Source organism: Polyangium fumosum, assembly GCF_005144585.1.
GTDB classification, from domain to species: Bacteria; Myxococcota_A; Polyangia; order Polyangiales; family Polyangiaceae; genus Polyangium; species Polyangium fumosum.
Map to the genome: position 1 here is coordinate 1 of NZ_SSMQ01000006.1, position 15,200 is coordinate 15,200.

The window sequence follows — 15,200 nt, forward strand, 5'->3', positions numbered from 1 at the left end:
GGGGGGCGCGGGGGGCGCGGGGGCCGGCGCGGCGGGCTGCGCGGGCTGCGCGGGCTGCGCGGGCGTGGACGATTTTTGCGGGGCGAGCGCGCGGACGAGCATCTGCACGTCGTCCCAGCCGAGCTTCTGGCGGGCCGCGCCCATCGCGACGAGGACACGCCCGCGCTCGTCGCGCGAGAGCAGCGGCATCTGGCCACGCCACGTGACGGTGCAGATCGCCCGATCCGTGTCGATCCAGAGGGCATCCCCGACGAGGTTGAGCTCCTGCGCGCCGCCGCGCGGGCGCTCGACGAACGCCTGCGGGCGGAGGCCCGGCAAGCGCGTCGTGAGGCGGGGATGATCGGGGTGGAGGTGTTCGAGGACCATCTCGAGATCAGGCGTGATCTCGGGGAGGCGCTGATCGGCCGGCGCGGCGTTGAAGTACTCGATCTCGATGTCGTCGGGCAGGGGCCGCGTGTGCCATTCCGCGTGGGAAAAGCTGCCGCGATGGCGCCGGAGGCGGGTCTCGCGCTGGGGCCAGCCCGCGGCGATCGGGCCAAAACCGACGGGGGATCCGTCATCCTTCAGCGTGTGTTGTCGGCGCGCGGGGTGGAGGTTCGGCAAGGGGCCGGGGACGACGGGGATCCCGACCGGGTTCATCGTGCCGGCCCCGCCCTGCGCGCGTTCGTAGCGCAAGGGCATGTGGGTGAAGGCAGGGCCGTCGGTGATCTGCGCCTCGCCGGACCACGTGCGGTCGGCGTGGACCTCGATGGCCTTGTCGAGGGAGCCGACGACCAAACGCGCAAGGAGAGAGCGGCAAGGCTGGTGGTGCGCAGCAAAGGCGTGGCCGACGAGGGTGACGTCGGCGCCTTTGCGGAACGGGACGAGGTCGCTCGGGGAGTAGACGCTGCGGCGGGGATCGTCGTCCCAGTGGTTGTCGGCGTCGTTGATCGGCTCCTGGCCCGAGGAGAGGCGGAGCTCTCCCGGGGCGAGATCGAATGTGGCTTTGCAGACGACGGTGAGCACCCACTCGCGGCTCTGCCTTTGCCAAGGGAGAGAGGCCACGTAGAAGGGGCCGAGCGCGACGACCTCCATCGGCGGGACGCTACCACAACGGGGGGAAGGGGCGGAAGCGGGAGCGGGAGCGGGAGCGGGAGCGGGAGCGGGAGCGCAAGCGGGAGCGGGAGCGGGGGCGGAAGCGGGAGCGGGAGCGGGAGCGCAAGCGGGGGCGGTATGCAGGGGATCCCGCTCGGGGACGGGGGTCCCGGCGATGGGGTCGTCGGCAGAGGGGTCGTGATGCTCGAGATTTATGATGTTTTGATGATGGCAGGGGACGTAGCAGGTATTGCGGATCGGCGATGTTGCGCAGAAATCTCCAATTTCGCAGGACGATTCCACCTGACGTGAGCAACGGTCCTAAAAACACACATCACGCGCGACTTCGATATAAACTGGAATCACTTTCCGAGAGGAGGCTTTCTCGGCCATGTTCGATCGCACGCAACACGCTTCCAAGCCGCTTCATCCGACCTCGAAGCCCACGCAGCAGCGGTCCCTTCTGCGGTCGAGGTTCAATCCAGGGCCTTCGGACGGGGCTGCACGGTCTCGGCTCGAGCCCGAAGACTCGGATCGTCGTGGGCGGGTTGCTCCGCTGCCCGTCGCTCCCTGGCGACGGTCCCTCCTGGAGATACCTCTCTTCCCACGAAGTGCTCGGAGTGCCCCTGACCGCCCGGAAGACGTGCGTGGCGCTGCAGCGCCGCGGACGAGCGCGAACGTGACGCCGAGCCCATCAAGCGTGGCGGCGCTGGAAATGCAGCCACGATTCATGGTTCGAGCCGCGGCCGATCGCCACGAACGCGAGGCGGACCGGGTCGCCGAAAACGCGTCACATCCCGCCGGGCCCGCGCCACCCGTGATGACGGCCCTCACGGCGGGACCGGAGGGAGCCGACCCCTCTCTGCCCCCCGCGCTCGCAGCACGGGTGTCGGAGGTCTGCGGTAGCGGTGGCGCGCCTCTCGTGGCTCCACTGCGCGCGTTCTACGAGCCACAGCTGGGGCATGACCTCGGTGACGCGCTCATCCACACCGGCGGGCAAGCAGCAGCGCTGGCCGAGCAGCTCCACGCCAAGGCCTTCACCACGGGCCGTCACGTGGTGTTCTCAGCCGGCGCGTTTCGGCCGGATTCGAACGAGGGACAGCGGTTGCTTGCTCACGAGCTGGCCCATGTCGCGCAACAAGCCCGCTCCGCCGATGCACACCGGCCTCTCTTGCAGCGTCAAGCCGCCGGCCCGGAGCCGAGCTCGGCTATCCATCGGGTGCTTCTGATACCCGACCCGGCTGCGGGGGCGGCTCGCGTGATGCTCAAGCCGAACACCGGGATCGCGGAGATCACTACGCCGAAACGCGGCAACATCAAGGTCGGCGTCAACGCGTCGACCACCGACGGCAAGAACCTCTGGATCGTCATTTCCGTCACTCCAGGTACGAGCGTCAGGCTGAATCCGCGCTTGCCGGCGGGCGTCACGGTCAACGTCGTCGAGATCGCGCCCGCGCTGCCCAAGCTTCGACTCTCGCCGGCGGAAGGGGCGTCTTTGCGCCCGTCGGAAGCGGAAGCGGAGCCGCTCGGCTCGGAGCTCTCCGTGATGGAGCCACTCGACGAGGCGTCCCTCGAGCAGGCGCCTGCCGTGCCCCCGGTGTCGGCTTCCACCGTCTCATCGCCGCCCCTCGCGCCCGTCGCCGAGCCCCCCGCGCCCGTGGCCGAGGAGGAGGCGCCCGGCCCCGAGCCGGAGGCACCTGCGAATCCTTACAAGGCGCTCAGCCTCGACGAGAAGGTTGCAAAGATCAACGAGCTGCTCGACGACTGGTGGACCGGGCGCGACATCCTGTCGGTGTTTCAGGCAGCCACCCCCTCGGAGTTCATCGAACTCCAGCGCAGCGTCGACATGGATCGTGTCCTCGGCAAACTCGACGATCCGACCGGGTGGAACATCGTCCGGTTCGGCGCGCTCGGGCCCATCCTCGCGCCGCAGCGACAAGCCGTGAACGAGGCACGCGCCGAGTTCTTGGTCGAGATCACGCGCTCGTGGGGCGTGGAACGCGCTCAAATCTTCGCCCATTCTATGTTTGTGTCGATGCCGGGCGACGACGCCGAGGCCGTGCTCGGGCTGCTCGCGGCGGGACAGCACCTGTACCAGACCATCAACGAGATGCCGGAGGTCGCGAAGCTGCTCGACGAGCTGGGCGTGGACCGAAGCAAGTTCCACGATCGGAGCGCCGAGGTCATGGACGTACCGCGCGCCATCGGTCGGGGGACGATGAACCTCCTCGATTCGACACGGGTCGCCCAGGAGAGCAAGGGTAGGGAGGCGTTCCGGATGGGCGTAGAGCTGCCGGAGCCGTACAGGGGGCTCGTGATGGCCCATGATTGGCAGGCCCTCCAAGCCCAGTTGACGCCGGGCAAGCTGGTATTCGCGGGCGCGGACTACATGACGATGGGCCTGCTCTCGATGGCCAAAGGCGTCGTCTACGACCTACCGACAGGTGTCGTTTCGGGGGTCAAGGAGCTGTCGAAGGGGCACGTCGCGGGCGGCGTCGAGCAGTTGACCGGCGCCGCCATTTTCGTCCTCGGCGCCGTGCTCGGAATACGCGCGTTCCGGCGCTTTCGGCGCGTCGCCGCGATGCTCGAGCTCACCCCCGAGGGCGCGCAGCTTTACGCCCGGCTCCAGACACGCATCGGCAAGGGGGGTATCGATCAAGTCGCGAAATGGATCCAGGCGAGCTCCGAAGCGCAGATTCTGGTGCGCGAGCATGGAGCGCTCGCGATCGAAGCGCTGCACGCTGCGAAGGGCGACGTCGAGGCGGCGCGCCAAGCGCTCGCCACGGGTCGCCTCACGCCTGTCGTCGCCCCACCCGCAGGCGCCGCCCCGGCGCCGGTCAAGGGCAAGCCGCTGGAGGCCAACCCCCAGCCCCAGGCGGCGGCCACGCGCTCGAACGCGGAGGCCACAGCGCAATCCTCATCCTCCATCGCCGCCGCGGAAGAAGCCAGCACCGCCTACATGGCGGAGCCCGTGCGCAAGCTGCTCGCGCGCGAGGCCACAGCCGAGACGCGCGCCGCCGTCGACGCTTTCCAGGAGCGCCTGCGCCCCAACTTCGAGCGCATCACGAAGGCACGTCGCAACCCCGAGCTGCTGCCCCCCGACCAGCGAGCCGCCTTGGCGCAGGCCGAGGCCGACCTCGACGCCATGCGCGCCGCCTCCTCCCGGACCTCGAAAGCAAGCCCGGAAGCCGTGGCTCGCTGGCAACGAGCGGCGGAGCAGGTGCAGCGCTGGGCGGATGCCGGCGAGCCGCTGACGCTCGACCGTATTCGCGAGATCAACCGTATCCTGCTGGCGGAGACCGAAAAGCAGACCATGGGCGGAAAGCTCCGCACCGTGGATGTGGCTACCGGCGGCACAAACCGCTACTTTCCCGGGGCTGCCGTGTCTCAGGAGATGCAGGATTTCCTGAAGTGGTATGAAGCCAACCGTGGCAAGATGAACCCGGTGCAGCTCGCCGCGCTGTCGTACCAGCGCCTCGTCACCATTCACCCGTTCATCGATGGCAATGGTCGAACCACGCGCCTGGTCATGGATTACATCCTGCGATCCAACGGCATCCCCGAGGGCGTTTTCCTCCACCCGGAGGAAATGGTCGCCATCTTCCCGAGAGACGCCATGCTCCATCCCGCAAAGGTGCTCACGCCCGACGCGATGACGCTGCGGGTGATGGATGCCATCGAGCGCGCGGTCGCAAAGATACCAGAGGCCATCCGCGGGCCGATCAAGCCGAAGGTACAGCCATGACCCACTCCTCCGTCCACGCTCGGGCGATCGCGTTCCTCCATGAGAGCAGCGCGATGGCGGACATCACCACCATCGACTACGCCTCGCCCGCGAACCAGGTCCCATACGCCGGGCATTTTGGCGCGCTCCTGCGCATGCAGTCCCTCGCCCGAGAGCGGCGGCCGCTCTCGCTCGAGGAGCTCTGCTCATGGCACGCCTTGATCACCGAAGAGCAAACCCACCATGGCCACCCACGACCGGCGGCCTCCATGGGCCACCTGCGCGGCCCCAGCGACCCCGTCGAGGTACGCGTCGGCGGACATGTCCCGCCCGCCTACGACCAGGTCGAGCCGCTGCTGCGCCAATGGCTCGAGGACGTGAACCAGCACGCTCGCACGGCATTTTCGGAAGAGTCGTGCATCGTGCAAGCCATCGCCGACACGCTCCAGCGTTTCGAGGTGATTCGCCCGTTCGCCGACGGCAACGGCCGTATCGGCCGCCTCGTCGCGAACTGGGTCGCGCTGCAAGCGCCCGTGCCGCTCATCCTTTTTCGCGAGGCCGAGCGCCAAGCGTTTTACGCGGCCCATCGCAGCGAGCGCGCCATGCGCGCCTTCATCGCCGAGAAGCTCCGCGAGGCGTGCTTCTACGTACCGTGGGAGCGCATTCCCGCCCCCAAGGGGGAGATCACCGACGAGACCTTCCGCGCGTGGTACTTCGACTACGGCGAGATTGCGTTGCGCCAGAGCTCGATGGGCGCAACGGACGTGTGCGAGACTGCCAGTGGTGACGTGGTGCTGGTGGAGCACCACGAAGTGCTCGATGCGCTCGAACGCTGGCAAGCCGAAGAGCGTGAATGACGACGCCCTCTCAGGGGAGGCGCTTGCCCCACCGGCCCCCCACTTCCGCCCTTGACGCCCCCACACAACAGCCCGTAACTTCCCCTGCCAACCTTCCACCCCGTTCCCCCCCACCCGGGCCGAGAGGATCCACGATATGCAAGCACCCGACGTAAACGCATCGAGCGAGGTCTACGAAAAGCACACCGACCATTTCCGCGGCGCGGCGGAGGGGTGGGCCGACGCGGAGACGCTGACGGCGGCGCAACGCGCGGCCATCGTCGAGGCGGACGCCATCGTCACGGCGGCCGCGGATGGGCTCGGCCTCGCTGTCGTGACGGAGCGAGCCGCGCGCAGGGCCGCGACGAAGCTCCGCGCGCAGTTCGGCATTCGGGACGTCATCCTCGACCTGCGTATCATGGGCGTGAGTGACGCCCTCTTGAATGGCCCCGCCATGCGCAGCCGTGACAATCCCGTGTACAAGCACGTCTTTCAGGAGGGCACCGCCGGGGAGATCACCGAGGCGAAGCTCCGCGAGGAGCCCGAGCTCGCCGAGCGCATCCTTTCGCGCCTCGCGGGCGTCGAGGATTTCTCGGGCAAGGCCGCCGCCCAGGCCAGCCTGAAGGAAGCGCTCGAAAAGAGCTTCACGATCCGCGACGCGCTCGACGCCACCGAAATGGCGCAGAACAAAGCCGGCGATGCCGAGATCCAGGGCCGGCTCGCGGTCCGCACGGCGCTCGAAAAGGCCTACGGCATGCTCCGCGCCGCGTTCCCGGGCCAACGCAAGCTCGTCGAGTCGTTTTTCTTGCGGCGCGAGCGCAACACCAAGAAGGGCGCCGGCGAGAGCGGAGGCGCGGGGAACGAGGGCTAAACGCCGAAACCTCGCTTTTGTCGCTGGCAAATTCTGCCCCGAGATCGGGATCCCGTCTTCGCGTTTGCGCGAACGATGCACAGGAGCCCCGAAACCACGCATTCTGCCACCTCCGCCCTCCGCACGGGGCGAGCGCGACGCCGTTCGGGATCCGAAAACCGTCGCGCCCGACGCCGCCAGCGCCCTCGCGCAGGTCCGAACGCCCCGCCGGGGCTCCTGTGCATCGTTCGGACATTTTCAAATGTGAACCACGCCACTTCCTGTGCATCGTTCGAGCATGTCCGAACGAGGCGCCGGGAGACCGTCGCGGGGGTTGTGCAGGTCCGAAGGCTCGAACCTGCTTTCATGCCGTGATTTGCCGGCCTCCGAGGGCGAAATCCGACGCGAGCGGGTGCAGGCGGCGGAAGGGTTGTGTTCCTTCCGGGGCCCATGGCAAAAGGCTCGACGGGAAGAACGCAGGCCCGCTCACCGCCGCGGGAGTCACTGGGAGGGCGCGTGCTTCCCGAGGGGTCCGCCGATGCTTCGTCGTGTCTTCGCCTGGTGTTTGCCGCTGCTCCTCTTCATCTTGTGCGCGCCGAGCGTCGTGCATGCGCTCACGTTCCGCGTCTGCGTCATCCCGCCGGACGTCCCGCCCGGCGTGAACCAGTGGAGTTATGAGCTGGGCTCGGCGAGCGTGTGGACCACCCGCGATCGGGCGCAGTTCACGCAGAGGGCCCAGGGGCACGCCATTTACATCTACGATCCTTACGCGGCGCCCAAGAGCGTCCGGCTTTTGCCGATCCCGTACAACAAGCTGAAGTGCCCCCCGCCGCCGCCGCGTCCGGAACCAGCGAAGGTGCCGGCCGAAGAGAAAAAGGAGGCGGCGCCGGCCAAGGAATCCGAGGGCCCGAAGACTCCGCCAATTCAAAAAGACGAGCAAGCCAACGTCCTCCCACCCGGCGTGAAGAAGATGCCGGAGCGTCCGCCGGAAAAACCGAAGTCCTCGCCGCCTCCACCCGAGGGCGTGCTTTCGAACGAGCCGCTCTTGCCATCGCAGGGCGTCTTGCCAAAGCGGGACGAGGTGCACCCGCCGAAATGCGTCGACGAGCATTGCACGCTGGTGGATCGGGGCGGCGCGCTGCCGGAGCTTCAGCATCGGCAAGGGCGACCACTCGTGAGCGCTGTCCCGTGCGAGCAGACGAAGGACGGGTGCCAAGGCAAAGGGAACGGCAAGGGAAAGCCGAAGACGCGGCTCGAAGAGATCGCGCGGGAGCTCGCGATTGCGTCTGCCATTGCAAATGGCGAGATGAACGCCGACCTTTCGCGGAAGGACGGCAAGCAGTTCGGCGTCATCGGGGGGACGAACGAGGACGGGGTCGACAACCCCATCGTCCAGGCAGCGGTGGCCACCGCGGCGATCGCCTCGGGTGTGGTCCTCGGGCAGGCCGACAAGTTCGTGAAGAAGCTGGAGGAGGCGTGCGCGAAAAAGGCGCCGCTCCTCCTTCAGGGGACGGAGGAGCTGTCGAAGGAGACGGCGGAGTTCTTGGCCAAGCAGTACGGGGCGGACATCGCGGCCGCGCTGGAGCAGAATGGGGCGATCGGCGCGTACGAGGTGATGAAGAAGTTCACGGACAACCTCGGCGGGTCGTACCAGGCGCATCACCTCCTGGAGAAGGCGATGGCCGGCAGGTGGGGCCTTACGAAGGAACTTGACAAGATACCGTCGGTGATTTTGACCGAGGCGAAACACAAGAACATCACGAAGAAGCTGAAGGAGCTGACCCCCAGTGCCCGCGACCTGAAGGAACTCTGGAAGCATTACCAGGATGCGTATGTGGACAATCCGCACTGGCTCGATGCCATCAAGCCCTACTTCGTGAAGTAAATCGAGACACAGCGAGACAAGGACATGAATACCGAAGTTCGTGTGTTCTTCTATGGCCACCGCATCCCCGGCGGGGCCGAGGCCGTGCTGGTGCCCGCCCGATGTGGTCCCGACGTGGCGGACGTGAGGGAAGGCTTCGGTCCACAAGCCGTCGACGTATGGGTCACGCTCGACGAAACCGACGAGCGTCTGCCCATTCTGCTCCGGCTTCTGGAGCAACACGGCGAGAGGCGCGTGGTCTGGAAAAGAGACCTCTTCACCGACGCCGAACTCGATGCAGCGCCGCTGCTCCTCATCGATCCGAAACCCGAACTGGAGATATTCGGCGGCCCCCGGATCGGCACGACGTATGACGTCACGGACGCCTGCAAGGTCTGCGGAGCCGGTGCGCGGCAAACCTCCGCGCTGCTCATCAATGGAGAGGAGCTGAACGCGCTCGAAGGGCGCCGCGCCGCGTCCACGTACTACAGTGACCTCATCGTCGAGGATCGGCTGGCGGGGCAACTCGCGTCGAGCGGCGTCACCGGACTCTCGTTTCGAGGCGTCTTCGCAGCGTTCGAGAACCAGGTGCGTTTCCAGCTTCCCTGGAGGCAATTGTGCGCCAACAAGACTTTGCCTCCCATGTCACCCCGATCGACCGGCATCATCCGAGACACGCATTGTGCATGCGGACGAAGCGGCGTGACCGGCACGGCCGAGCAGCCCACCCGGCTCGTCTACCACGCCGCGGACCTCGCCGACATGCAGGATGTCAACCTCACATGGGAATGGTTCGGCGAGCCGAGGTTCAACGGCGACGTGAGCGACGCGCTCTTCCCGTACCCCTGGTTCCTCGTCACCCCCAAGGTCTGGCGTATCTACCGCGACGCCGGCGTGACTGGGTTCGATTGGCTCCCGATTCGGGTGGAAGAGGGCTAGCCGCTTCTCGCGGCCGAGGTCGTCCGCCAGGATGATCTGCACGCCGTCCTTCGCGCGCAAATGGAACGTCGCGAAAAACTCTGTCGTGCGAAAGCTCGGCGCGTTCCACTTGATGCCTTCGCCGATACGGGCGTCGGCGCCGAGGGTCATTTGCCGGATCTCGCGGATCTCCTTCTCGAAGGGATGCGCGAGCGACACGAGGAACGCTTCGACGTCGTCGGGCGCGGGCGCGGACCGTTTCGTTGTTTTTTTGCTGGTGGCTTTTGTCGTCACGGTGCAGTTCTCGTCACAGCTCGATGGCCTTTCCGCCAGGCGTCACGGGCGCGAATTCGATCCGAGGCGAACGTTGAGTGCGTGGGGGGACGGAGGAAAGGTGTGGAGGCGGAGCATCGAGGCGAAAGTTACCACGAACCGAAGCGGCCGTAATACGGCTCCGGCTTCGGCTTCGCCCAGCGCAAAGGCCCCCTCCACAGCTCGTTTCGCTCCGGGATTTTGTCCTCGGGCGTGTGCGGAACGCCGAGGGCCCATCCGTCCGTCGTCAGGACCATCGCATAAAAGAGGGACACCTCGCCGACGACGCCGCGCTCGAGGTCGAAGACCTCGGAGCCCCCATGGGCAAACCGCCCGACCTGATCCATGAGCACGTTGCGCTCGGAAGGACGAAGGACGAAATCCTCGCCGAGCCTCCTCTCACGCAGCATGAGTTTGTTCTCTGCAGACACGTACAGCGCATACCTGTCGTAGGCCGAAAGCGCGCGCGCTCCCTCGGGAAAGGGGTGGAGCACGCCGTGGTGCTCCATGTCGACGAGCACGTCCGGCGGGTCCGCGTTGCCCTCCTCGGGGTCACGGTCCGGAGCAACACCACGCTCCCCGTCCCCACCTTTTTCGTAGAAAAGCCCGAATCCTGGACGAATACGCCGAGCGGCCAATGAACATCCTCGCCGTGGGTCGCGAGGTAGGCGAGCGTCCTGCCCGTGGCGTCGAAGACGGCGGTTCGGTGCGGGCTGAAGGGGTCGTTGTCGTCGGTCACGTCGGCGCGCGGCAATACGGTCTCGGTCCGCCCCTCGACGTCGACGACCACGAGCTTGCCGTCGCGAATCACGGCGACGTGGGAGCCCGCATATGCCACGTACTGGTCGATCGGCTGTCCCGCGCCCGATCCGAGGATCAGATAGGGGTCGACGTCGTCGCCGGACGGCCCGCCGTGGTTACCCCGGTGCGCCTCGACCTGGCCGTCCCCATTCGTGTCCTCGCGCGGCTGGCAAAGGATCACCCACCGGCCCGCGGGATCATGCGCCTCGAGGACCAGCGGATCCGGCGAGCCGACATCCCCGTCAGGGCCCGCGGGCGCCTGCAATGGGGCCTGCACGGTTTGCGCAGGTGAAGGGGCGAGCGAGATCCGGCCCGCCGGTGCGAGGCCACGCACGCGTATTTCGCCGCAACGCGTGCTGCACACGGCAAAAGGAGGGGGAGGAGCCACGGGGGTCCTGGCCTTCGCACGGGGCCATCCTACACGAAGCTTCCGTCTTCCCGCCTGCCTTGGGCTCGCGTATCCTTTTGCACGCTGTCCCATGGAAAACCTAGAGCTTCGTTTCGCCGCGAAGGACATCCACCTCTCCGTGCGGAGCTTTTCGGTCGTCGAGGAGATGTCGACGCTCTTCGACGTCTCGCTCGTCGCGCGCTCGGTGGATGAGGACATCGACCTCGACGCCCTCGTCGGCAACGGCGCGGGGTTCAAGGTCGCGGGGGGCCTCGCCTGGACCGGCGTCGTGCAGTTCGCCGAGCAGATCGAGGTCGAGCCGGACGGGCTCTCGACGTACTTCCTGCGGATCGTGCCGGCGCTCTGGCGGACCTCGCAACGCCGCAACCAGCGCATCTTTCAGCACCTCTCGATCCCCGACATCGCCAAGAAGTTGCTCGCGGATTGGGAGATCGAGCCCGTGCTCGAGCTCGACGCGGGGACGTTCCCCAAGCTCGAGTACCGCGTGCAGTACGGCGAGACCGACTTCGCGTTCCTCTCGCGGCTGCTCGAAGAAGCAGGCATCAGCTACCACTTCCGCCCGCCGGATCCGGGCAGCGAGATGCCGAGCAAGCTCGTGCTCATCACCGATCCCACGGTGCGCGAGGCCGGCGCGCCGCTGCTCTACGTGAACAACCTGGAGCACGCGAAGTCCCGCGACGCGATCACGCACGTAAAGGTCTCGCACCAGGTGCGGCAGGGCCGGATGACGCTGCGGGATCACGATTTCCGCAGGCGGCCCGACTTCCAGCTCATCGCCGAGGCGAAGTCGACGTTCGATCAAGAGGATCGATACGAGAGTTACAGCTACGTGCCCGGCGCGTTCGTCGTGGATCCGGGGCGCGTCGACGAGCGCGAGGCCAAGGCGCTCGCGGCGCGCAGGCTCGACGGCGCGCGGCAAGGGCGCCGCAAGGTCCTGTTCCAGACGACCGCGCTTGGCCTCTCGCCCGGCGACGTGTTCTGCATGGAGGCGCATCCGCGCGACGATCTCGCCAAGGAGAATCGCCTGCTGCTCGTGCAACGCACGCTCGAAGGGACGAGCGAGGGTGATTGGTCGAGCACCGGCACGGCCGTGTTCGCCGACGATCCGTACAGGCCCGTGCCCGTCACGCCGAAGCCGCGCATGGGCGGCTTGCAGAGCGCGGTCGTCGTCGGTCCTCCCGGCGAGGAGATCCACGTGGACGAGTACGGCCGCGTGCGCGTGCAGTTCCACTGGGATCGCGAAGGCAAATACACCGACGAGAGCTCGTGCTGGATCCGCGTGAGCCAGGTATGGGCCGGGCGCGGGTATGGAAACGTCGCGATTCCGCGGGTCGGGCAGGAGGTGCTCGTCGATTTCCTCGAAGGGGATCCCGACCAGCCGATCCTCGTCGGCCGCGTCTTCAACGGGACGTCGCCGCACCCGTACAAGCTTCCCGATCACAAGACGAAGACGTCGTGGAAGAGCGACAGCTCGCCCGGATCCGGCGGCTTCAACGAGATCACCTTCGAGGACGCCAAGGGGCGCGAGAAGGTGTTCATGCACGCGCAAAAGGACCGCGAGGAGGTCGTCCGGGAGAAACACACGCTCCAGGTCGGCACGGATCTCGACGTGCAGGTGGGCGAGCGCGAGACGCGGAAGGTCGGCAAGGATCAGACGCTGCACGTCGTCGGAAGCCGCACGACGCGCGTCGAGCAGAGTGACGTGCTCGTCGTCGGGGGCGAGTGCCATATCCAGGTCGGCGAGACGGGCGCTTCGCTGTCGAACGACAGGGTCGTGCTCTCGACGGGCAAGGCATCACTCACGCTCGCGGGCGGCGACATTTTCCTCGACGCGAGCGGCAGCATCAAGGTGAGCGCCGGCGGGCTCGCGGGGCTCGCGGGGCGCGAGGTGCACATCGACGGCGCGCCGAACGTCCTGCTGAACACGGCGGGCGCGAGCTCGCCCATGCCGATGTCCCTCGGCGCGGCCGAGATCAACCTCGCCGATCTCTCGTTCCCCGAGGCCGTGAACAACGCGGCGAAGGCGCTCCAGGCGAAGATTTTCGACGAGATCCCGGGCGGCTTCGACGAACAGGCCGTCGAGGGCGCGCTGCGGCGTCTGCTCGAAGAGCCGCCGGCCTCGATCGCGGACGCGCCGGGGTATTTGATGGTGCCCGAGGCCATCAACGAGCAGCTCCAGGCGGCGATCGACAAGGTGCTCGGCGTGCCGGGCGTGATCGTGGACGACATCCTCGATCGCGTGGCGCTCGAACAGAAAAAACTCCAGGAGCGCATCGATCAGATCCGCGCGCGGGCCGGCGAGATCGCGGGCGACGTGCAGGAGAAGATCCGCGGCGCGGTCGAGGATCTGCGCGCGCGGGCCGAGGCCGCGAAGCAGATGGCCATCGCGAAGTTCCAGGAGGTCCGTGCCAAGCTCGAAGCCGCGAAGGCGCAGGTGCAGGCCAAGATCCAGGAGCTGCGCGGCAAGCTCGAAGAGGCCAAGGCGCGCGCGGTGGCGATCGTCGAGGAGTTCAAGGGCAAGCTCGAAGCGGCGAAGGCGGCGGTGCTCGGCAAGGTGACCGAGGTGAAGGAGAAGTTCGCCGAGGCCAAGGCGCGAGTGACGGCCAAGATCGACGAGATCAAGGGCCGCATCGAGGCCGTGAAGGAGCAGGCCAAGGCCAAGATCGAGGAGATCAAGGGCCGCATCAACGACCTCAAGGAGCAGGCCAAGGCCAAGGTGCAGGAGATCAAGGAGCGCGTGATCGCGCTCAAGGATCAGGCCGTCGAGCGCTTCCAGGAGATGAAGAAGCAGGCGGGCGAGATCCTCGAGATGGCCAAGACGCAGGTCGAAGCCGCGAAGGCCCGCGTGCAGGAGCTCAAGGCGCGGATCGAGGGCGCCAAGGAAGAGGTCAAGCAGAAGGTCCAGGAGTGGAAGGGCAAGGTCGAGGAGTGGAAGGCCCAGGCGAAGGCCAAGGTCGAGGAGATCAAGGGCCAGGCGAAGGCCGTCGTCGATGAGGTGAAGGGCCAGATCGAGAGCGCGAAGGAGACGGTCAAGCAAACCATCGCGGACGCGAAGGAGATGATCGCGGACGTGAAGGCGATCCCGAAGGAGTTCGTCGCCGAGACGAAGGCCGCGTGGAACGAGATCAAGACCGACGCGAAGGAGACCTGGAACCAGACCAAGGCCGAGGCGAAAGAGACCTGGGAAGAGGCCAAGGAGACCTGGAAGCAGACCAAGGCCGAGGCGAAGGAGACCTGGAACCAGACGAAAGCTGACGCCAAGCAGACGGTCGAGGACGCGAAGGACGCCTGGAAGCAGACGAAGACCGAGGCGAAGGAGACCTGGAACCAGACGAAGGCTGACGCCAAGCAGACGGTCGAGGACGCGAAGGACGCCTGGAAGGACATCAAGGGCGACGCGAAGGACGCCTGGGGCGATATCAAGAACGAGGCCGAGGACTTCTGGGGTGACCTCAAGGGGCAGGGCAAAGACGCGGCCGAGGGCACGACGGACGCGCTCGGCGCGGCCCAGGAGCAAGGCCAGGGCGCGCTCGGCGACGCGAAGAGCGCGCTGCAAAACGCGCTCGGCGGGAGCGGCTCGCATGCGCTTTCGGGCCCGCAGATCCACCTCGGCCAGGGCGCCACGCCGGACGGCGGATCGCTCGGGCAGCTCCTCTCGCGCGCCGGCGGGTTCACGGGCGACGACGTCGCGTCCGCGGTCAACGGCGGTTCAAAGGGCGCCACGATCTTGCAAAGCCCCGGCGAGGGGCAGCTCTTCGTGATGAAGACGCAGGGCGCGATGCCGGTCTCGGGCGCCGAGCTCGAAGCAAACCTCGTCGAGGCGCAGATGAACGGGTTTTCGTCGAGCGACGCGTTCGTCCACACGCTGACGAAGAAGGGCTACGTGGTCTACGAGCGGCCCTGGGGCGAGCTGGCCGAGGCGTTCGTGAAGCGCGCTGCGGTTATCTGAGGAGAAGCGAATGTCGCGATACGAGAGCCGAGACGTCTCCTTCGACGTACCCCGCCACTGGGAAGACCGGACGATGGTGGCGTTCGCCGCCACGCCGCGGCCCGGACAATCCACGGCGCCGAACGTGGTCATGACCCGCGACGTGCTCGCCCCCGAGGAGACGCTCGCTTCCTACGCGGACAAGCAGCTCACCGAGCTGGGCAAGCGCCTCGAAGGGTTCGAGCTCGTGGAGCGGAAGGAGCGCACGCTCGGGGGTCAGCCGGGGATCGAGCTGCATTTCACGTGGCGCGCGCAAGCGGGCGAGCTGGAGCAGCGGCTCGCGATGGCGCTCGGGCGGCGGCGTACGGTCTTTTGCTTCAATGCGACCGCGGCCAAGGTCGACGCGGATCAGATGAACCCGCTCTTCGATCGGATCCTGTCCACGGTGCGTTTCCCCCGGCCGGGGGAGGAGGCCTGAGGAGGA

The 15,200-nt window shown here is 67.2% G+C and carries 10 protein-coding genes; 8 read left to right on the forward strand and 2 right to left on the reverse strand.

The annotated features are described in order from the left end of the window. Positions 1–1,074, reverse strand: a 1,074-nt coding sequence (locus tag E8A74_RS07550; protein WP_136928260.1) for a DUF2169 family type VI secretion system accessory protein, incomplete at its 3' end; no start/stop codon positions are given. Positions 1,075–1,753: 679 nt separating this feature from the next. Between E8A74_RS07550 and E8A74_RS07560 the strand changes: the two genes are divergently transcribed. The 5 genes from E8A74_RS07560 (at position 1,754) to E8A74_RS07580 (ending at position 9,287) form a co-directional block, all read left to right on the forward strand. Continuing rightward, the gene (locus E8A74_RS07560; RefSeq protein WP_170228938.1) at positions 1,754–4,819 is read left to right on the forward strand and encodes an eCIS core domain-containing protein; all 3,066 of its coding nucleotides are present in this window, start codon (positions 1,754–1,756) and stop codon (positions 4,817–4,819) included. 134 nt (positions 4,820–4,953) lie between these two features. Beyond that, on the forward strand, positions 4,954–5,655 hold the full coding sequence (locus tag E8A74_RS07565; RefSeq protein WP_269749865.1) for a Fic family protein: 702 nt from the start codon (positions 4,954–4,956) through the stop codon (positions 5,653–5,655). A gap of 136 nt (positions 5,656–5,791) precedes the next feature. Next, complete coding sequence (locus E8A74_RS07570) at positions 5,792–6,505, forward strand: hypothetical protein (protein ID WP_136928263.1); 714 nt, start codon at positions 5,792–5,794, stop codon at positions 6,503–6,505. A 517-nt stretch (positions 6,506–7,022) separates the two neighbouring features. After that, positions 7,023–8,369, forward strand: coding sequence for a hypothetical protein (locus tag E8A74_RS07575; protein ID WP_136928264.1), 1,347 nt, complete (start codon positions 7,023–7,025; stop codon positions 8,367–8,369). A gap of 24 nt (positions 8,370–8,393) precedes the next feature. Further along, on the forward strand, positions 8,394–9,287 hold the full coding sequence (locus E8A74_RS07580) for a hypothetical protein (protein ID WP_136928265.1): 894 nt from the start codon (positions 8,394–8,396) through the stop codon (positions 9,285–9,287). A 401-nt stretch (positions 9,288–9,688) separates the two neighbouring features. On the opposite strand, the gene E8A74_RS07585 is transcribed toward E8A74_RS07580, so the two are convergent. Further along, positions 9,689–10,216 carry a hypothetical protein gene (locus E8A74_RS07585; RefSeq protein WP_136928266.1) on the reverse strand — a complete coding sequence of 176 codons (528 nt, stop codon included), beginning with the start codon at positions 10,214–10,216 and terminating at the stop codon, positions 9,689–9,691. Here E8A74_RS07585 and E8A74_RS07590 point away from each other — a divergent pair. From E8A74_RS07590 to E8A74_RS07600, 3 genes are all read left to right on the forward strand, one after another. Further along, entirely contained in the window at positions 10,216–10,671 is a 456-nt protein-coding gene (locus tag E8A74_RS07590; protein WP_136928267.1) for a hypothetical protein, read from the forward strand. The genes E8A74_RS07585 and E8A74_RS07590 overlap by 1 nt on opposite strands. Before the next feature lie 187 nt (positions 10,672–10,858). Beyond that, on the forward strand, positions 10,859–14,737 hold the full coding sequence (locus E8A74_RS07595) for a type VI secretion system Vgr family protein (protein ID WP_136928268.1): 3,879 nt from the start codon (positions 10,859–10,861) through the stop codon (positions 14,735–14,737). A 10-nt stretch (positions 14,738–14,747) separates the two neighbouring features. After that, complete coding sequence (locus E8A74_RS07600; RefSeq protein ID WP_136928269.1) at positions 14,748–15,194, forward strand: DcrB-related protein; 447 nt, start codon at positions 14,748–14,750, stop codon at positions 15,192–15,194. The last annotated feature ends 6 nt before the right edge of the window (positions 15,195–15,200 follow it).

Coding starts and splice junctions, on each gene's coding strand:
- E8A74_RS07565 (WP_269749865.1), top strand. CDS start 4,954: ATGCAGTCCCTCGCCCGAGAGCGGCGGCCGCTCTCGCTCGAGGAGCTC.
- E8A74_RS07570 (WP_136928263.1), top strand. CDS start 5,792: ATGCAAGCACCCGACGTAAACGCATCGAGCGAGGTCTACGAAAAGCAC.
- E8A74_RS07575 (WP_136928264.1), top strand. CDS start 7,023: ATGCTTCGTCGTGTCTTCGCCTGGTGTTTGCCGCTGCTCCTCTTCATC.
- E8A74_RS07580 (WP_136928265.1), top strand. CDS start 8,394: ATGAATACCGAAGTTCGTGTGTTCTTCTATGGCCACCGCATCCCCGGC.
- E8A74_RS07590 (WP_136928267.1), top strand. CDS start 10,216: ATGAACATCCTCGCCGTGGGTCGCGAGGTAGGCGAGCGTCCTGCCCGT.
- E8A74_RS07595 (WP_136928268.1), top strand. CDS start 10,859: ATGGAAAACCTAGAGCTTCGTTTCGCCGCGAAGGACATCCACCTCTCC.
- E8A74_RS07600 (WP_136928269.1), top strand. CDS start 14,748: ATGTCGCGATACGAGAGCCGAGACGTCTCCTTCGACGTACCCCGCCAC.